Source organism: Burkholderia sp. COPS (assembly GCF_019425585.1).
GTDB classification, from domain to species: Bacteria; Pseudomonadota; Gammaproteobacteria; order Burkholderiales; family Burkholderiaceae; genus Burkholderia; species Burkholderia cepacia.
On the sequence record NZ_WIXR01000068.1, the window covers coordinates 1 to 18495 of the forward strand.

18 protein-coding genes are annotated in these 18495 nt (G+C 66.2%); 5 read left to right on the forward strand and 13 right to left on the reverse strand.

The window, feature by feature from the left end; all coding sequences use genetic code 11:
* Window positions 1-262: 262 nt before the first annotated feature.
* Window positions 263-589: a helix-turn-helix transcriptional regulator gene (locus FOZ70_RS35635; RefSeq protein ID WP_219707768.1), complete on the forward strand. Its 327-nt coding sequence runs from the start codon at window positions 263-265 to the stop codon at window positions 587-589.
* A complete protein-coding gene (locus tag FOZ70_RS35640; RefSeq protein WP_165582221.1) occupies window positions 589-1941 on the forward strand; it encodes a HipA domain-containing protein in 1353 nt (450 codons plus the stop codon). Before FOZ70_RS35635 ends, FOZ70_RS35640 begins: the two co-directional genes overlap by 1 nt.
* A 71-nt stretch (window positions 1942-2012) precedes the next feature.
* On the opposite strand, the gene FOZ70_RS35645 is transcribed toward FOZ70_RS35640, so the two are convergent.
* On the reverse strand, window positions 2013-3086 hold the full coding sequence (locus FOZ70_RS35645) for an alkene reductase (RefSeq protein WP_059622409.1): 1074 nt from the start codon (window positions 3084-3086) through the stop codon (window positions 2013-2015).
* 168 nt (window positions 3087-3254) lie between these two features.
* Between FOZ70_RS35645 and FOZ70_RS35650 the strand changes: the two genes are divergently transcribed.
* Entirely contained in the window at window positions 3255-4130 is an 876-nt protein-coding gene (locus tag FOZ70_RS35650; RefSeq protein ID WP_021156325.1) for a LysR family transcriptional regulator, read from the forward strand.
* A gap of 30 nt (window positions 4131-4160) precedes the next feature.
* Here FOZ70_RS35650 and FOZ70_RS35655 read toward each other — a convergent pair whose 3' ends face one another.
* The 7 genes from FOZ70_RS35655 to FOZ70_RS35685 form a co-directional block, all read right to left on the reverse strand.
* Window positions 4161-4589 (reverse strand): lysozyme inhibitor LprI family protein, encoded by a 429-nt coding sequence (locus FOZ70_RS35655; protein WP_225740317.1) that lies wholly within the window; start codon window positions 4587-4589, stop codon window positions 4161-4163.
* Between the two features lie 27 nt (window positions 4590-4616).
* Window positions 4617-5291 carry a transglycosylase SLT domain-containing protein gene (locus FOZ70_RS35660; protein WP_048024887.1) on the reverse strand — a complete coding sequence of 225 codons (675 nt, stop codon included), beginning with the start codon at window positions 5289-5291 and terminating at the stop codon, window positions 4617-4619.
* A 157-nt stretch (window positions 5292-5448) separates the two neighbouring features.
* Window positions 5449-5844 (reverse strand): NAD(+)--rifampin ADP-ribosyltransferase, encoded by a 396-nt coding sequence (gene arr, locus FOZ70_RS35665; protein WP_059622407.1) that lies wholly within the window; start codon window positions 5842-5844, stop codon window positions 5449-5451.
* A 32-nt stretch (window positions 5845-5876) separates the two neighbouring features.
* Window positions 5877-6647 carry an ABC transporter permease gene (locus FOZ70_RS35670; RefSeq protein WP_104766717.1) on the reverse strand — a complete coding sequence of 257 codons (771 nt, stop codon included), beginning with the start codon at window positions 6645-6647 and terminating at the stop codon, window positions 5877-5879.
* A gap of 14 nt (window positions 6648-6661) precedes the next feature.
* The gene (locus FOZ70_RS35675; RefSeq protein WP_048024892.1) at window positions 6662-7609 is read right to left on the reverse strand and encodes an ABC transporter ATP-binding protein; all 948 of its coding nucleotides are present in this window, start codon (window positions 7607-7609) and stop codon (window positions 6662-6664) included.
* Complete coding sequence (locus tag FOZ70_RS35680; RefSeq protein WP_111997717.1) at window positions 7606-8784, reverse strand: ABC transporter permease; 1179 nt, start codon at window positions 8782-8784, stop codon at window positions 7606-7608. Before FOZ70_RS35680 ends, FOZ70_RS35675 begins: the two co-directional genes overlap by 4 nt.
* A complete protein-coding gene (locus FOZ70_RS35685; protein WP_027790640.1) occupies window positions 8781-9704 on the reverse strand; it encodes an ABC transporter substrate-binding protein in 924 nt (307 codons plus the stop codon). Before FOZ70_RS35685 ends, FOZ70_RS35680 begins: the two co-directional genes overlap by 4 nt.
* Window positions 9705-9868: 164 nt before the next feature.
* Here FOZ70_RS35685 and FOZ70_RS35690 point away from each other — a divergent pair, with 164 nt between their 5' ends.
* Complete coding sequence (locus tag FOZ70_RS35690; protein WP_059622401.1) at window positions 9869-10798, forward strand: 2-hydroxyacid dehydrogenase; 930 nt, start codon at window positions 9869-9871, stop codon at window positions 10796-10798.
* A 134-nt stretch (window positions 10799-10932) separates the two neighbouring features.
* Here FOZ70_RS35690 and FOZ70_RS35695 read toward each other — a convergent pair whose 3' ends face one another.
* The 3 genes from FOZ70_RS35695 to FOZ70_RS35705 form a co-directional block, all read right to left on the reverse strand.
* On the reverse strand, window positions 10933-12036 hold the full coding sequence (locus FOZ70_RS35695; protein ID WP_059487069.1) for a hypothetical protein: 1104 nt from the start codon (window positions 12034-12036) through the stop codon (window positions 10933-10935).
* A gap of 47 nt (window positions 12037-12083) precedes the next feature.
* Window positions 12084-13046: a class I SAM-dependent methyltransferase gene (locus FOZ70_RS35700; protein WP_059487071.1), complete on the reverse strand. Its 963-nt coding sequence runs from the start codon at window positions 13044-13046 to the stop codon at window positions 12084-12086.
* A gap of 502 nt (window positions 13047-13548) precedes the next feature.
* Window positions 13549-15507, reverse strand: a complete 1959-nt coding sequence (locus FOZ70_RS35705; RefSeq protein WP_219707769.1) for a Xaa-Pro dipeptidyl-peptidase — start codon at window positions 15505-15507, stop codon at window positions 13549-13551.
* Between the two features lie 584 nt (window positions 15508-16091).
* Here FOZ70_RS35705 and FOZ70_RS35710 point away from each other — a divergent pair.
* Window positions 16092-16907 (forward strand): hypothetical protein, encoded by an 816-nt coding sequence (locus FOZ70_RS35710; RefSeq protein WP_219707770.1) that lies wholly within the window; start codon window positions 16092-16094, stop codon window positions 16905-16907.
* A gap of 28 nt (window positions 16908-16935) precedes the next feature.
* Here the strand turns inward: FOZ70_RS35710 and FOZ70_RS35715 are convergent, their stop codons facing one another.
* Both FOZ70_RS35715 and FOZ70_RS35720 read right to left on the reverse strand, forming a co-directional pair.
* Complete coding sequence (locus tag FOZ70_RS35715; RefSeq protein ID WP_042978218.1) at window positions 16936-18189, reverse strand: lipoprotein-releasing ABC transporter permease subunit; 1254 nt, start codon at window positions 18187-18189, stop codon at window positions 16936-16938.
* An 11-nt stretch (window positions 18190-18200) separates the two neighbouring features.
* A complete protein-coding gene (locus FOZ70_RS35720) occupies window positions 18201-18485 on the reverse strand; it encodes a hypothetical protein (protein ID WP_131723327.1) in 285 nt (94 codons plus the stop codon).
* Between the last annotated feature and the right edge of the window lie 10 nt (window positions 18486-18495).

Consider the following 18495-nt stretch of genomic DNA (forward strand, 5'->3'; position numbering starts at 1 on the left):
GTTTTGACGGGGCGGGGCGGAGAATCGATTGACGGAAGCGGCGGAGGGATTCCGGTCGGTCGCAATCGGGCGGTGGAGCTTGCCGCCTGATTTTAATTCCTGAAATATGAGAACAATGTGCCGATAGCGGTCACACCCTTGATTATTCCTGAAATATCAGAATAATTCGACGTTTCGTGTCTGCGTGAGTATAATTCCGACATTCTCGTAACTATGTTGTCGAGCCTGGCTGACAGCACATTGTTCCTGAAATCCCGGAATTATGGCCCGCACCTTACCGCATCCGATCGCGGCTCCTGACCCGCTTGCACTGGATCTGGCAACGCTGGGCGCGCTCGTCCGCAATCGGCGGGCGCAGAGCCGAATGCGTATCGACGACGCGGCCGATATGCTCGGTGTCTCCAAAGACGTGCTGTCGCGGCTGGAAAACGGCCGGGCGGTGAGCCTCGACAAATTGTTCAAGGTGCTCGACGGCTTCGGTCTCAATCTGCTCGTCGTGCCGAAACGCGAAGTGCCGGTGGCCCGCAAGGCGTTGCACGAGCACATGGCGGCGCAGGCCGTGTCGGCGGAGCCGGGAGAGGGCGTCTGATGGTTCATCGCCTGCGCATTTCGACCAACGGCTCGCCTGTCGGTCAGGTGACTTACGATGCCCGCCGGGACGATTACGGCTTTTCGTACGATCCGGCGTGGCAGGCGCGGGCCGACGCGTTTGCGTTGTCGCCGTGCATTCCGCTTGACGGCGGCCCGCTACCTGCCGGCGCGGTCCAGCGCTTCATCGGCAACCTGCTGCCCGAGGGCCGCGCGCTCGAAGTGGCCGCGGCGATGTATCGGATATCGAAGGACAATGTGTTCGGTTTGATCCGAATGCTCGGGAAGGAGCCGGTCGGTGCATTGAGTTTCTTCCCGGACGACGATGCCGATGCACCGGCGCCGGAGGCCCTCGAATCCGTGCGGCGCGTGATATCCGCGGAAGAGTTGACCGATCGCATTCGCAAGCGTGATGCGATTCCGTTTCCCGTCTGGGACGATCAGGTCCGGCTGTCGATTGCAGGCCACCAGGACAAGCTGCAGATACTGGTCGAGGGCGAGCAATTCGCGCTCGTCGAGGGAGCGCTCAGCAGCACGCATATTCTGAAGCCCGAGTCCCAGAACCCGCATGCGCCGTTCATGGTCGCCAACGAGCATTTCTGTATGACACTGGCCGCCCAGATGGGATTGCCGGTGGCACATGTCGAGATTCGGCGCATCCCGGAACCCATTCTGCTCATCGAACGATTCGACCGAATCGTGACGACCGAACCGGACGATCCTCAACGCGTCCGCGCGGTGCGGCGTCTCCATATCATCGACGGATGCCAGGCGCTGGATTTGCCGGCGACGCTCAAGTACGAACGCAATCTCGGCAACAATGCGGACGTGCGTAACATTCGCGAAGGCGTGAGCTTCGAGAAGTTGTTTTCGTTGACACCGAGTTTCGAGAATCCGTTGGTTGCCCGCTCGGCAATGCTTCGCTGGGCGCTGCTGCAATTGCTGATCGGCAACAGCGATGCGCACGGCAAGAATATTTCGTTTTTCGTCAGCAGCGGCGGTCTGGATCCAGCGCCGCTCTACGATCTGGTTTGCGTCAACGTGTACGGTGACGCGTATGTCCAGGACATGGCGATGGCTTTCGGGGATGTTTTCCGAACGGAGGAACTGACCGCTTTTGCCTTGGCGGATTTTGCGCATCGCACGCAAATCCGGCCGTCGTTCGTCGCACGTGAATTGACAAAGATGGCGACGCTGGCGAGGAAGCTGGCTCCCGAGTTGGCGGAGTCGGGGGTGTATGCAGGCGAGGAGCGTGCATGGGTGCGCAATATTTCGGAGTACGTGTGTGCTCAGGCCGACCGTACATTGCGTATTGCGCCCATGATTTCCAAGGTCAACGTCGATCTACTTTGATATCGGGCGATTAACGGGCGACGCTGCGATGGCCGATTCAGCGCGTCGCAGCGACTACCCTATGCGGCGCGTCAAGCCGCAGCCGCCCCATCCAACGCCGGATAATCCACATACCCGCGCGCATCGCCGCCGAAGAACGTGTCGCGCTGCGCGTCGTTCATCGGCGCGCCCGTCTTCAGCCGCGTGATGAAATCCGGATTCGCGAGCACCATCTGGCCGTACGCTTCGAGATCGGCGAGACCCGTCGCGACATCCGTGCCGATCGCGTCGCGCGTGCGGCCCGGCCGGTTCACGATCAGCGTGCCGCGCCAGCGTGCGCGCAGGTCCGCGAGCAGCGGCTCGTTGCCCTGGTGCATCACGTGCAGGTACGCGAGGCCGAGCCGGTCGAGCTGCGTCGCCAGGTAGCGATACAGGTCCGGCCCATCCGCGCCTTCGTCGATGCCCCACAACGTGGTGCCCGGCGACAGGCGAATCGCGGTGCGGTCCGCGCCGATCTCGTCGGCGATCGCCTCGGCCACCTCGATCGCGAAGCGCGCACGATTTTCGATCGAACCGCCGTAGGCGTCGCTGCGCGTGTTCGCGTTCGGCGCGAAGAACTGCTGGACCAAATACCCGTTCGCGCCGTGGATCTCGACGCCGTCGGCGCCGGCTTCGATCGCGCGGCGCGCGGCGAAGCGGAAGTCGTTCACGGTGCCGCGCACTTCGTCGGTCGTCAGCGCGCGCGGCGCCGGAATCTCCTGCATCCCTTTCATCGTGAACATCGGCACGCCCGGCGCAATCGCGGAAGGCGCGACGCCCTGGCGATGATGCGGCGTATTGTCGGGATGCGACATGCGCCCCACGTGCATCAGCTGGATGAACAGGCGGGCGCCGCGCGCGTGCACGCGCTCGCTGACCGCCTTCCAGCCGGCGACGTGCGCATCGGTGTAGATGCCGGGCGTCGTCAGGTAACCCTGGCCGTCGTCCGACGGCTGCGTGCCTTCGCTGACGATCAGGCCGAGATCCGCGCGCTGCGCGTAATACTCGGCGGCCAGTGCGCCGGGCGTGCCGTCGAACGCGGCGCGGCTGCGCGTCATCGGTGCCATGACCAGGCGGTTCTGCAGCGTGTAGCGGCCGACACGGGCCGGGGTGAACAATGCGTCCATGATGCGTGCTCCTCGAGGGTCGGGTAACGGCACCGGGGCGTTGCCGTCTCGGGCGCGGGCCGCGCACCATGCACGCGCCTCGCCGCCATGGACACATCATCCATTGCTTCTTTTTCGAGATAAATATGGTAGTTTGGATAACATTGATCCATTGATGGAGCAGTGGGCGTGGAACTGCTGAACGACATGGCGTTGTTCGTGGAGGTCGTGAAGGCGAAGGGCTTTCGCAGCGCGGCCGACGCGCTCGGGATGCCGAATTCGACGCTGTCGCGGCGCATCGGCGCACTGGAGAAGGCGATCGGCTTGCGGCTGCTGCATCGGACGACGCGCCGCATCGAGCTGACGGAAGCCGGGCAGCTGTATTTCGAGCGCTGCAAACGTATCGTCGACGAAGCGCGGCTCGCGCACGAGCAGCTCGGCGAGTTGCTGGCCGAACCGTCGGGCGTGCTGCGCGCGTCGTTTCCGGTCGATTTCGCGGTGGTCTACCTGGCGCCGCTGATCGTCGAATTCGCGAACCGCTACCCGAAGCTCACGTTCGATTTCGAACTGACGTCGCGGCGTGTCGACCTGGTGAGCGAACCGTTCGACGTCGCGATCCGCATCGGCGAATCGGCCGATTCGCAACTCGTCGCGCGGCGCCTCGCGACGTTCCGCAATCACCTGTATGCGTCGCCGCGCTATCTCGAGCGCGCGGGCGAGCCGCGCGAACCGGACGACCTGCGGCGGCATCAGTGCCTGAGCGTGCAGCGCGTCGATGCGTGGACGCTGCACGACGCCGCGCGGGAGATCGAGGTGCCGGTGGGCGGGCGTTTCATCGTGAACAGTGTCGGCATGGTCCGGCAACTCGCCGTGCACGAGGCGGGCATCATCCAGATGCCGGCGGAAGTCGTGGCCGACGACGTGGCCGCGGGCCGGTTGCGTCGCGTGCTGCCCGACTGGGAGGGCGCGCCCGTTCCGGTCTACGCGATGACGGAAACGCGCTTGCTGCCGGCGAAGACGCAGGTCTTCATCGAGTATCTGCGCGCGCATTTCGCGCAGGCGTGACGGACGGCTGCGCGGACGATCGTCCGCGGTTCACTGTTGCGCCGGCTGCGGCGCGTCGCCCTGCGCTTCCCATTTCTTCAGGATGCGCACGCGCGCCTGGCTGAAGTCGACCCAGCAGTTCAGCCACGCGTCGTCCGGAATCATCTGCTGCGGATTGGCGGCTCTGACGTAGTCGCAGGTGTCGCTCGCGAAGCCGTGCCAGCTTGCCTGCGATTTCGCGAGCTGTTTCGCCGCATCGGGGTTGCGTTGCCGGGTCTTGCGTTCGAGCGACCGGTACGCGCGTTCCACTTCCTGGTTGTTGTTGTCGACGACGCATCGGCGTACCGCATCCATCGTCGGCCCCTGCCGTTCGCAATCGACCGCGGCGAACGCGGACGCTGCGCCGCTCGCGAGCGCGGCGACGGCGAGAAGGCGGGTGGCGTACCGGATCGTGTCGCGCATGCGCGGAGAGGGAGTCATGGGGTGGGACGTGTGCGACGTACCTGCTTATTGCGCGTTGCGCGCCGACGTCGATGTCGACGTCGATTCGCTCACCGGCACCATCCGCGCCTTCGTTTCGTTCGCGGCTTTCGTGTCGTCGTCGGGTTCGAGCACGAACCGGAACGAATCGACCCGCTGCATGACCTTCGCCGCATACGCGCTGGATCCGCCGCTGTAGCTCTTCAGCCCGGCCAGCACGTTGCCGCCGGCCGCTTTCACGTAGCCGGAGAGAATCCGGGAGCCGGCCTCGACGTTCGCATTCGGTTCGGTCAGGTCCTTCACGTTACGCAGCATGCCGCGGTGTGCGGACGGCACGACCTGCATCAGTCCGGTCGCGCCGTGCTGGCCGCGCGCCTTTTCCTGGAAGCGCGATTCGATCGAGATGATGGCGTAAACGAGTGCGGGAGGCAGCGAATATTTCGTCGCAGTGACGCTCACGATATCGGCGAGCTTGGCGGCCCGTTCCTTCGCGACACCGAATTTCTTCGTCAGGTAGGACGTGATGCGGCGGTTTGCTTCGTTCGGCTGATCGTCGGCGTTCGCGAGCGGCGCGGAGGCGACAGCCGGCGCCGACGCCAGCACGTCGGGCGCAGAGGCAGGCGCTGCGGGCGTTTGCTGAGCCGATACCTGTTGCGCAATGCCGAGCGAGAGCACGATCAGCCAGAAAAACCGTCGTCGCATGGTCGAGTGCGGGGAAATGGGAGGCGCATAGTATATCGGCCAATCGGGCAAGACGGTCGAGCGCCGGCTCGAATGAAAGCGATGTGTAGGCTTGTGACGTTCGCAACGATCGACGCGGCGATCGTTGCGCGGACACGCATCGGAGTCCGGATGACCGCTAGTTGATGATCTCGCCGATGCCGGTTTCGATGCGGATTCTCAGTTGCTGAATGAACGCCGGATCGTACGGTTCCCAGCGATCGAGTTCGCCGACGATCTTCAAGGGCGATGTGCTTCGATACGAGCGCGTCGGATTGCCCGGGAATTTCTTGTCCGTGACGTTCGGGTCGTTTTCGAATGCCCCGGTGGGCTCGACGATATAGACCCGCGGCTTGCCGTCGCCTTTGGCCATTTCCGCGGCAAGGCCGGCGCCCTTGGGCAGGGCCGTGAAATAAACGTGATTCATCACGACGTCATCCCGGTAATTCGATCTGAAGCCCGCCGTCAGCACGTCGCCGATCCGCAAATCCGCTTTCGTGCCATGAAAAAACGGGCCGGTGTCCAGGACAGCCATGGCTTCTCCCTTGGAAAATGTCGCGACGACTTCTAGGCGCGCCGCGCGCTCGCCACTCGCGCGATCGCGCCGATCGCATCGCTGACGAGCACCGCGAGCAGCCCGACGATCACGCCGCCCTGCAGCACGAACGCGGTATTGGACGTCTGCAGGCCCGCGATGATCACGTCGCCGAGGCCGCGCGCGGCAACCGTCGAGCCGATCGTCGCGGTGCCGAGATTGATCACGACCGCGAGCCGGATGCCGTTGACGATCACCGGGAACGCGAGCGGCAGCTCGACCGACACCAGTTGCTGCCAGCCGCTCATCCCCATCCCGCGCGCGGCGTCGACGACATCGCGCGGCACGTCCTCGAGCCCCGCGATCGTGCTTTCGAAAACCGGCAAGAGACCATACAGCACGAGCGCGATCAGCACGGGTTTCAGCCCGAAGCCGACGGCCGGCACCGCGAGCGCGAGCACCGCGACCGGCGGGAAGGTCTGGCCGATGTCGACGACGCTGCGCGCGACCGGCAGGAAATCCGCGCCGGCCGGCCGCGTGACGAAGATCCCGGCCGCCACCGCGACGATCGTGCCGATCAGGCTCGACAGCGCGACCGTGCCGAGATGCGCGAGCGTCAGGTCGAGCAGGCTCGCGCGATCGTAGATGACGGGCGCGCCGTTGTCCGCGAACGGTGCGAAAAGGCCCTGCAGCCACATCGGCCGCACCAGCAGCACGAGCAGCAGCGCGAGCGCGGCGGCGCGCGCCGTGAACGCGGCAACGTGGCGGGGCAGGGGCGAACGCAAGGGCCGTGTGCGTTGCATGGTATCCGGCGTCGTCATGCGGGCTGCCTGGCGTGCGCGCGGATCGCGTCGAGCGTGATGCGGCGCGCGCCGCGCGCGTTGCGTGCATCGCCGTCGTCGACGGGCAATGCGTCGACACCGCGCCACAGCAGTTCCGACACCGCATCGCGCAGCGTGCGGGTCGCGTCGATCGGCTCGCCGTCCGCATGGCCGGGTTCGGCCACCGCGTCGATCGGCGTCAGCGCGAGCAGGCGCAGCGGCCGGTCGACGCCCGCGACGAGCTGCTCGACGACACCGGCCGCCGGCTTGCCGAGAATCTCGGCCGGCGGCGCGACCTGCAGCAGCCGGCCGCCGTCCATCACCGCGATCGTGTCGCCGAGCTTCAGCGCTTCCTCGATATCGTGCGTGACGATCACGACCGTGATGCCGAGTCGGCGCTGCAACGCGAACAGGTCGTCCTGCGCCTTGCCGCGGATGATCGGGTCGAGCGCGCCGAACGGCTCGTCCATCAGCAGCATCGCGGGCTCGGCCGCGAGCGCGCGCGCGACGCCGACACGCTGCTGCTGGCCGCCCGACAGTTCGTGCGGCAGCTTGTCCGCGAACTCGGCCGGCGCGAGATGGAACAGGTCGAGCAGTTCGTTCACGCGCGCGTCGATGCGCGCGGCCGGCCAGCCGAGCAGGCGCGGCACGGTCGCGATGTTGCGCGCGACGCTCCAGTGCGGAAACAGCCCGTGCCCCTGGATCGCGTAGCCGATGCCGCGCCGAAGCTGTTCGGGCGCGACGGTCGCCGTATCGACGCCGTCGATGCGGATCGTGCCGCTGGTGGGGGCGATCAGCCGGTTGATCATGCGCAGCAGCGTCGACTTGCCGCTGCCCGACGCACCGACGAGCGCGGTGATCGTGCCGCGCTGCATCGTCAGCGAAACGTCGTCGACAGCGACGACATCGCCGAAGCGTTTGCCTGCATGTTCGATCTCGATCATCCTGTACGCCCCTTCGCGAGCGTGGTCGCGGCTTCGAATATGACGGCGGCCACCAGCGCGAGCGCGATCGTCGGGATCGCGCCGAGCAGCACGAGATCGGCGGCCGATTGCCCGATCCCCTGGAAGATGAAGGTGCCGAAGCCGCCGCCGCCGATCAGTGCGGCGACCGCGGTTAGCCCGATGTTCTGCACGAGCACGATGCGCACGCCGCTCAGGATCACCGGCAGCGCGAGCACGAGGTCGACATGCAGCAGCCGCTGCGCGCGCGTCATGCCCATCGCGCGCGCCGCTTCGGTCACGTGCGGCGGCACTTGTCCGAGCCCGACCACGACACTCGACGCGATCGGCAGCAGCGAATACAGGAACAGCGCGAGCACGGCCGGCGCGACGCCGATGCCGCGAATGCCGAGCGCGGCCGCGAGCGGCACGTGTGCGGCCAGCAGCCCGAGCGGGGCCATCATCAACCCGTACATCGCGATGCTGGGGATCGTCTGCACAATATTGAGCATGGGCATCGCGACGGTCCGCACCGCCGCGATGCGCGCGCAGGCGACGCCGAGCGGCACGCCCGCGACGAGCGCGGCGGCCACCGAGCCGCCCGCGAGCGACACGTGACGGATCGCTTCGCGCCAGAAATCGTCGCTGCGCACCGCATATTCGCGCATCACGGAGAGGCCGTCCCACCAGCCGCTCGCGAGCGGCACCGAGATCGCCGCGATCGCGACGACGAGCGCGGCGAGGCGCCGCCACGGGCCGAAGGCGAGCCGTGCGAGCGCGTCCGCGACGAGCACGGCCCACGCGAACAGCAACAGCCAGACGCCCGCGTCGGGCGACACGCGCGCGAGCATGTCGTCGGCGGCGACGACGTGCGTCGCGGCCGCGCCGAGCGCGTACGCGAGCGTCGCAAGCCATGCGCAGCCGGCCGCGAGCCGCCACGCGGGGCGGCTCGCCTTCATCGCCCACAGCGCGCCGACGATCCACAGCGCGGCCAGCGCCGCGCCCTGCATCGCCGGCAGCGCGGCGAACACCGACAGCCCTGTGCCGGCCGCGATCCGGTTCGGCCGCAGCACGACGAACGGCAGGCCGAGCACCGCGACGATCGTGAGGATTCCGATCAGGATGCCGACCTTGTCGGGGATCACGCGCCGCGCGGACGCCGCCGCGCGTTCGGTCATTTCACGAAGCCCTTCGCTTTCAGGTAGCTTTTCGCGACGCCGGCCGCCGGCTCGCCGTTGATCTGGATGCGCGCGTTCAGCGACTGCAGCGTCTTCAGGTCGAGGCTCGCGAACACCGGTTTCAGGTAATCGGCGATCTGCGGGTGCGCTTTCAGCACGGCTTCGCGGATCACGGGCGCCGGCGCGTAGACGGGCTGCACGTGCTTGTCGTCGTCGAGCACCGCGAGGCCGCTCGACGCGATGCCGCCGTCGGTGCCGTACACCATCGCCGCGTTCACGCCGTCGGTCTGGTTCGCGGCGGCCTTGATCGTCGCGGCCGTGTCGCCGCCCGACAGCACGACGAGCTGCTCGGGCTTCAGCTTGAAGCCGTACGCTTTCTCGAACGACGGCAGCGCCGACGCGCTGTTCACGAATTCGGCCGACGCGGCGAGCTTCACCTTGCCGCCGCCCGCGACCCACTTGCCGAAATCGGAGAAGGTCTTCAGGTGCTGCGACTGCGCGACGGGGGCGAGCAACGCGACGCCCCACGTGTTGTTCGCGGGCGCCGGGGCGAGCCACACGAGATGGTTCGCCGCGTAGTCGAGCTTCTTCGCGGCGTCGTAACCCTGGCTCGCGTTCTTCCACAGAGGATCGTCGGCCTTGTTGAAGAAGAAGGCGGCGTTGCCCGTGTATTCGGGGTAGATGTCGATCTCGCCGCTCGTGAGCGCCTTGCGCACGATCGGCGTGGTGCCGAGCGCGATCTTTTCGGTGACGGGGATGCCGTGCGCCTTCAGCACTTGCGAAATCAGGTTGCCGAGCAGGTTGCCTTCGGTGTCGATCTTCGACGACACCACGACGGGTGCGTCGGCGTGCGCGCCGGGTGCGACGAGGGCAGCGGCGAACGCGAGGCCCAGAATCCGGGCGGGCAGGGCGAGCTTCATGAGCCAATCTCCAGGACGGGGGCGTAGGCCGCACGTTACTTGACTGGGCGGGCTTTGGCAAACCGCGTGCGGCGGCGTGTCCACAGCCCGCGTGGGGATAGCCTGCATGAGTCGCGCGGGCTTGTTACACTCGATTTCGTCTCCGCCTGCCGACAATTGCTGACATGAAACCCGAGCTGCTGGTCCTCATCGCATTGCGCGGCGACGCGCACCGCGAGATCGCCGCGTCATTCGACGTGCGCCATGCCCCGACTGCCGAAGAACGCGAACGCGCGATCGCCGAACACGGCGGCACGATACGCGCGGTGCTGACCAACGGCAGCACGGGGCTCACCGGCGCCGAGATCGACCGGCTTCCGCAACTCACGTTCGTCAGCGCGCTCGGCGCGGGCTACGAGCACATCGACGTCGCCCACGCGAAGGCGCGCGGCGTCACGGTCGTGACGGGCGCCGGCACCAACGACGACTGCGTGGCCGACCACGCGTTCGCGCTGCTGCTCGCGGCGGTGCGCAACGTGGTGCCGCTCGATGCGAAAACCCGCGCCGGCGTGTGGCGCGACGGGCTGCCGATGCCGCCGAACGTGTCGGGCAGGAAGCTCGGCATCGTCGGGCTCGGCAAGATCGGCGAGAAGTGCGCGCGTCGCGCGGCCGGCTTCGACATCGAGATCGGTTATCACAACCGGTCGGAGAAGAACGTACCTTATCGCTACTTCGACCGCGTCGACGCGCTCGCGCAGTGGGCCGATTTCCTGATCGTCGCGACGCCGGGCGGGGCGGGCACGCGGCACCTGATCGACCGCACCGTGCTCGATGCGCTCGGGCCGGGCGGTTTTCTTGTCAACGTGTCGCGCGGCAGCGTTGTCGATACCGCTGCTTTGGCAGACGCGTTGCGCGGAGGGCGCATCGCGGGCGCGGGGCTCGACGTGTACGAAGGGGAACCGGAACCGCCGCGCGCGCTGACGGATCTCGACAGCGTCGTGCTGACGCCGCACATGGGCGGCTGGTCGCCGGAGGCGCTCGAGCGCTCGGTGCAGCAGTTTCTCGACAACGCGAAGCGGCATTTCGCGGGGCAGCCGGTGTTGACGCCGGTGTGATCGGCGGTTTGCGCTGCCGGTGCGAAACAAGGTCGCGGTCTGAAGGTCGCGGTCGGCGTCGGGGCCGCCCCGCTCGACGCGGCTGCGAAACCGGCATGCCTCCGGGAACCGGGCCGGACTCCCGATCGGGTGAATCAGTTCGCGGGACGCTCGCCCGCCCGATCCGCCGCTGCCACTTCATCGGTGGACGGTAGCGGCCGAATGGTCACCTCGCCGGAAATGAACCGTTTCCCTTTGAAATCCCGGCCGTGGTAGCGCGTGCTGATTGCGTGAAATTCCGCGTTGCCGGAGGCCAGATGCTCCAGTTCGGTCACATAGGCACGCACATCCGCCCGGTTCCCCAACGGGCCGGCCAGGACACGATCGCGGGCGGCCATCAGGTTGCGCTCGTTTTCGGCAACCAGCGTCGCCAGCTTGTTCAATGCATCCTGGAGTTTCAGGCCTTCGCGATACATCAGCAGCCAGACGGAATTGACCGAATCGGCGATATGGATTTCCTTTCGGAATGAATACGGGTCGTTGACCAGCGTAATCGAGTCGATGGCGGCCGTTCTCATTTCTGCCAGCGATCGGTCGGCAATCAGGTGATCGGTCATGTCCACGTCGATCGCGTACTCCGTCATGATGGCGGCCCATTCCCCGTAATTGTCGATGCGCCGCATTTCCAGGTAGGCGTCGAACGTTAACTCGTCCATTTTCAGCGCCAAGGGATCCGTCTGTCTGATGATCAACGTGTGAAGCGATTCCTCCAGCCGTTTCCAGACGCGCGGTTTCGACAATAGCTGGTCCTTGATGGGGAGCAGCCCGTCATGCAGCAGTTGTGCGATCGGGGCCGTATCCGGCGGCCGGATGCCTGCGATCGCGTCGAAGTAGTGCTGTCGCAAAGCCGACCGCCGTTGCGTTTGCTCCAGCATGTCCGGGTTGGTGATGGTGTCGTCGATCAGCGTCGTGATGCTCATCATCCGTTCGAGATCGTAGATCCTGTCGTTCAGGGTGTGCGGATAGCACAGGCCCCCGAATGACGGCATGCTTTGTGCCAGATAGTGTTCCACCGCCTTCTGACTGCCGTAATAGGCGAGGATATAAGGACTGTCGGTGAGCGCGATCCGGCGCTCCGTCTCGTCGTGGAGCGGATGCCACATCGGTTTCAGTTGCAGATGGAAGTCCGGATGGAATATTTTTTCCCCGGGCTTCGGCAGGCCCGGCAGGTTGCGAACGAAGTTGGGAATGTCTTTCATGGCAGGTTCTCGTGCAGGACGTTCGGCGGCCGGAAGAAGGACGGATTTCATCGATCGCGCTCGAGCACGAAGCTGTAGATCGAAACCTGATGCTTGACGATGGCGACCGCCAGGCTTTCGCACATGACGCGGAGTTCCTCCAGTGCCCCGACTGCGCCCGTCGGGAAATGCCGCTCGATGTTGTCCTGCACGCTCAACAACCATCGTGTCGCGTCGGTCCTGTCAGGCAGGATCCGCATGTCCTTGACCGAGAAACCGCTTTGCTCGAACACCTGCCGCAGGTACGCCGGCGTCTTGCGATACTTGCACGCCAGCCTGTCGACCATGTCAGGCGTATCGGAGCGATATTCCGAGAGATCGACGTTATATAGGTTGTCCGAAATAATGACGGTCCCGGTCGGGGTCAGCCGCTGCCGGAGTTTTGCCATCACCATTTCGAAGAGATCGTACGGAAAGTGGGAGATCACCCCGCGCATGATCGCGAGGTCGTAGGGTCGCTCGATATCCGGCAGCAAATCGATGTCCAGCGCATTGCACCGGAACAGCTTGATCCTGCCGGACAATCCCCGCGCCGCATTCATCTCGGCACAGTATTCGAGCTGGCGATCGCTGATGTTGATGCCATCCAGGCGATGGCAGTCGGGAAATCGCTCGGCCAGATCCCGCAGCACCGTTCCCCATCCACATCCGATATCGAGTATCCGGTTGACCGGCTTGTCATCCGGCATTTCCAGTCCGGCAATCTCGAGTTGCCGTTCGAAATAGCGGAGACCGGATTCGTCGAGGTCGATCGGCCCGGGCGATTGAAAATGGTCATATACGCCGAACTGGAACCAGAGACGATTGCCGATGGCCTTGCTCCAGTTCTGCGGGTCGTCCTGGTAAGCCTGTACGACCCGGGATTCGTAATCGCTCCGCTCCGGGCCCCGAATCGCCACGAACGGCATGCTGCCTCGATGATTCAATGGCAGGGTTGAAGCGGCTGTCGTATCGGTGGACAGATTGCTCATCGCAATTCTCCGAAGTGGGGCGCGACGTCATGCACTGGAATGCCGGGATTCCGGTTCGTGGTGCGGTAGTGATGCCTGCGATAGGCGGTTGCCCGGTCGAGGCGGGCGGGGCTTCGACTGAAACAGGGAATCCTGCGTACCCGACGCAAGAAAATGAAAGCGAGGTCCGCCGAACGAGATGTCCGCAACCGTTGACGGGCATGAGGTGACGTGCGAATCAGGCGAGTCTCGCGCCGACCGCTTCAGCGTGCCCGGATTTTTTTGAAATCTAGTCGATGGGTTTTCGATGTCAAGCGACAGTATTTTGTTTCGCTTTTTGATTTAAAGCGTCGCTTGATTGATGGAACGTGAAATTATTATTCGGGCGCAGCGTTTTAGGGAAACGGGGGAGTTGAATGGACGAGATGTAACGGTGTTGCCCTTGAGTTGATGCGGCGCTGCGTACCGCCCCTGTCCGCCACGCGGTCGTGGCCGCGCGACGGGCAGGGGGCATGCCGCTTTTTTAGAGAGCGGCCAGCGGCACCGTCACCGACGTCCCGGCCGGATCGAGCGTGAGGCCCGTGCCCGGCGTCGGCCGCAGCGTTGCCTCGTTGTCGCTGGACAGGACGACGAGCCCCAGCCGGTGGCCGGCTTCCAGCTTGTAGTCACGGGGCATGAAGGTCAGCTTCAGGTCGTACGGCAAGCCGGGCAGCACGGGTTCCGACAGCCACTCGGAGAGCCGGTTGCGCGGGTCGGTCCACGCGCGCGTGACGATCGTGGCCGTGCCGTCCGGCGCACGATCGACCAGCAGGGCCGTCACGTTGGCCACCGCCGTGAAGGTCAGCCTGACGCGTGCGGTCGCGGCACCGGACAGGCGTGTCGCGGCCGTCAGCGGCGCGGTTTCGAAGCGGCTGCGGTTCTCACCCGTCGCTGTGTTCGCCAGCGTGAGCGCGGGGATGCGCGCATCGTCCGTGAAGCGCGCGAGCGGGCCGCCGGTCGGCTGCCGCAGCAGCGTGCCGGTGCCTGCGCCGTCGCCGCCGGCAAAGTACGTGACCGGCGTGGCGTGGCGTGCGGCCCAGTCCGCTTCCTTCAGCAGCGTGCCGTCCGCCTGCTCGATCACCGCGCGCGGATCGCGTTCGACGCCGTTGTCATAACCGATCAGGTAACGCGTGAACCAGCGGTTCACCTCCGCGGTCCACGCATCGGCCATCGCCGGCACGCGGGTCGGGTCGGTGTGCTTCAGGCGGTGCAGCCACAGCTGCGTCGGCACGCCCTGGCGCCGCATCGCGAGATACCACGACGTCGACTGGTCGACGCGCACGTTGTCGTCGGTCAACCCTTGCGCAACGAGCGCCGGCGCGACCGCGAAGCCGGTCGGGATGTCGCGCGCGGCCCAGAACGGCGAATAGTCGCCGGTCTTGCGGTCTTCCTGCTGCAACGCTTCGTCGATCAGGTGCGTGCAACGCTCCGGATGCGCGTTCGTCAGCAGCGCCTTGATGTACACGTCGACGTCTTCTCCCTGATAGCCTTCCGGCGCACGCACGAGCCCGCCCGAGCGGTAGTAGCCGTACATGTTCGTCAACCCGGCGACCGGCACGATCGCATCGAGCCCGCGCGTGCGCAGGCTCGCGACCATCTTCGGCAGCGTGCCGTCGTACGACACGCCGTACATGCCGACGTGGCCCGTCGACCAGTTCGCGACGACCGTCTTGCCGTTCGCGTCCTTCGCGGTCGCGTCGCGACCGAGCCAGCGGATCACCGATGCCATCGCGACCGATTCGTCGCGCGTGAGGATCGTCGGGCAACCGTCCGAGCCGGCGGTGCCGAGCGAATCCGCGTAGACGATCGTGAAGCCGCGCGGAATGAAGTAGCCCTCGATCCATGAGCGCCCGGCGGCGGCGGCTTCCACCTGCTGCAGCATCCGCACCTGCGGCGCGGCGGCCATGATGCGCGCGGAGGCCGACGCGGCTGCGGCCGCCGGCGCATTGGCGGCGGGGTGCGGCGTGCCGTCGAGCTCGACGTCGACGTTGTGGTCGGGGCTGTCGGCGAGGCCCGCGTAGTACGGGCTCGCGAGCACGATGACGGGCGTGCGTGCGCCGTTCGCGGTTTCGGTCGGGCGCACGATGCGCACGTGGATGCGGTCGCGCGTGCCGTCGCCGTCGGAATCAACCGACGTGTCGACCCACGCGTTCTCCTCGATCGTGCCGCCCGACAGCGACGGCTGCACCTGGCCGTTCGCGATCACGGGGCGGTAGCGGCCGCCGCTGGCCGGATTGGCGTACGGGACGCCGGACGGCGAGAAGCGTGATGCGAGCGACTGCTTGTCGGCCGCCGATGCGGCGGCCCCCTCCTGTTGGCCCTGCGCGAGCGCCGAGACGCCCGCCACGCTGCCGCCGTCGTCGCCGCCGCACGCGGCGAGCGTCGTGGCCGCCACGAGCGCGGGAAGCCACGCGCGACGCAATCCGGTTCGATGAATGTCCATTGTCGACCTCTTGTTGTGATTGTCCGGAACCGGCCGGCCCGCGATATGCCCCCCGCGGCCCGGCCGGGTGCTGCATCGGATGAAGCGGAACTGCACCTTCGAAAGCGCCGGGCGCAATGCCCGGGTGTCACGGCCGGCGTCGACGCGCGTCGCGCAACCCGGCGGGTGTCGGGGCGACTGCATTGCCCCGACCGGAAAGCGTCAGCACGGCAGCCGTTTCATGACGCGCGGTCGGCCCACTGCCGGTGGTGCGAAATGAATGGAGGAGTGCGAATCAAATGTGGGCATGCCCGGTCTTCCTTCAGGTTTCGGATGAAACGGAACGGCACGATGCAATGAGGCGGGGATGGTGCGAACGGCGGTGCTGCAACGGCAGGAAAGCGCGACGCGAGTCGGCGAGGCGAGCCGGATTGCTTTCCGGAAGCTTGCGCAAACTTATCTCAGTGAAATCTCGGTGTCAAACTTTTTTAGCTCAAGTCAAACAAAGTATTGGCACGTGCTTCGCGATCGATGTGCGATCGGTCTAAATTTCCTCGAAATTTGTCCGTAAACGGTAAAAAACGGATTGAAAGGAGAGAGAGGGCATGACGATTTCAGTCACGGCAGCGAGCGGCCTGACGCTCGCGCAGATGGTGCAGGAAGCCGCGCTCGACGGGCGTCGACCGGCGGACACGGCGGCCGGGAAACCGCAGGACACGCCGCTTGAGATCCGGGCGCTGGACCCGGTCGCGATGCAGGCGGCGCGCACGAAGCAGATGACGATCCTGGGCGACCTGTCGACGAAGCTGCGCGACGTCACTAGCCAGCTCGCGACGAGCCTGCAGGAGATCATCGCGAAGCGCCCGGACCTGGCCGACGCGAAGTTCGACTTCATGACCGACAACGGCCGGATCAAGGTCGTGTCGAAGACGATGACGGAGAGCGATCGCGCGTGGGTGGAGTCGACGCTGAACGCGAACGCGGGCCTCGTGCTCGCGACGCGCGAGTTTCACCAGCAGGCCGTCGACTTCGCCGAGCAGGGCGCCGCCGCGGTGGGCGACACGTTCTCCGACGACGATCGCAAGGTGGCCAGCCAGCGCGCCGACGCGGACTTCCTCTTCATGAAGGAGATGAACGCGTCCGTCGCGCGCAACCGGAAATTCGAAGAGGTCGGCGGGCATTTCACCACGCAGGACGGCACGCGGCTGAACTTCGACGAGTCGGCCGGCAGCGCACGCGGTACGCTCGCGCTGCTGGATACCGATCGTCAGTTGTCGTCGGGCGCGGCGATCTTCGTCAGCGACGTGTCGGGGCAGAAGACGTACGGCAGGCGCGCGGGCCTGATCGACGTCGGCTTCGGGAACGCGTTCGAGGACATCCTGAACGGCACCCATAGCCTCGGTTTTCACGAGACGGCGTGACGGCGCGCCATGCCGAAGCGCCGCGCGCCTATTCGTCGCGCAGCGCTTCGGCCGGCCGTACCCGCGCGGCGCGCCAGCTCGGGTAGAGCGTCGCGACGCACGACATCAGGAACGCGGCCGCGGCGATCTCGATCACGTCGGCCACCGCGAGCTTCGACGGAAGCGAACTGAGGAAGTACACGGACGGCGTCAGGAAGTGGATGCCGAGCAACCGCTCGACCGCCGGCAGCACCCACGGGATGCTCACCGCGATCGCGCAGCCGAGCGCGACGCCCGCCAGCGTGCCGGTGAGGCCGATCGTCATCCCCTGGATCGCGAAGATTTTCATGATCGACCCGGGCGGTGCCCCGAGCGTGCGCAGGATCGCGATGTCGCCCTGCTTCTGCGTGACGGTCATCACGAGCGACGACACGAGGTTGAACGCGGCGACCGCGACGATCAGCATCAGGATCAGCGACAGCATGCGCTTTTGCAGCCGCTCGGCCTCGAACCACGTGCGGTTCTGCCGCGTCCAGTCGCGGATGTAGAGATCGCCCGACAATGAGCGCGACAGTTCCAGCGCGACGTCCGGCGCGCGCTGCAGATCGTCGAGGCGCAGCCGGATGCCGGTCGGCGCGCGCACGTTGAACAGCGTCTGCGCGTCGCGGATATGGATGTATGCGAGCGCGCTGTCGTACTGGTAGTGGCCCGACTCGAACGTGCCGACCACGTTGAACTGCCGGAACTGCGGCAGCGCGTCGCCGATGCGCGCGGTGTTGCCGGGCGCGAAGAACGTGATGCGGTCGCCGATCTTCACGTGCAGCGCGTCGGCCAGCGCCGAACCGAGCACGATGCCCATCCCGCCCGGTACGAGCGCGTCGAGCCGCCCCGTCTTCGGCTTGCGCGCGATCTCGGACACGCGCGGCTCGAGCACGGGATCGATGCCGCGCAGCGCGACGCCCGTCACGCTGCCCGCGTTCGTCAGTAGCGCCTGCGCGTCGACGTAGGGCGCGACGGCGCGCACCGCCGGGTTCCGCAGCGATTCGTGCGCGGTGAGCCGCCAGTCGGGCATCGCGCCGGTGGGCGAGAAGATTTCCACGTGCGCGAGCACCGACAACATCCGGTCGCGCACTTCGGTCCGGAAACCGTTCATCACCGACAGCACGACGATCAGGGCGGCGACGCCGAGCGCGATGCCGGCCATCGCCGCGCCGGCAATGAACGACACGAAGCCGTCGCCGGCCGAGCGCCGGCCGCCGCGCGCGTAGCGCAGCCCGATCTGCCATTCGAACGGGAGTTTCAAGCGGATTCCTTTCATTTCGATTCGATTCGTGCCGAGCCGCGCATTCTAGCGAACGCGGCGCGGGTGCGCGCAGCGGTTGGGGCGGCGCGCCGAAATCCCGTCCGACCGGCCGGTCGACGGCCGGCGTTGCGCGCCGGCACACCGATATTTCCATCGTTTCGGGTCTGATCGATAATGGCGGCCAGCATCCGGTCGAACACCACATTCCAAGCATTCCGGCGCAACCAGGGCCGCGCCGTCACAGACCAATAAATCTCGGGGAACGCCGCCGAAGCCGGCCGCACGTCCTTGAACAAGGAAATAACA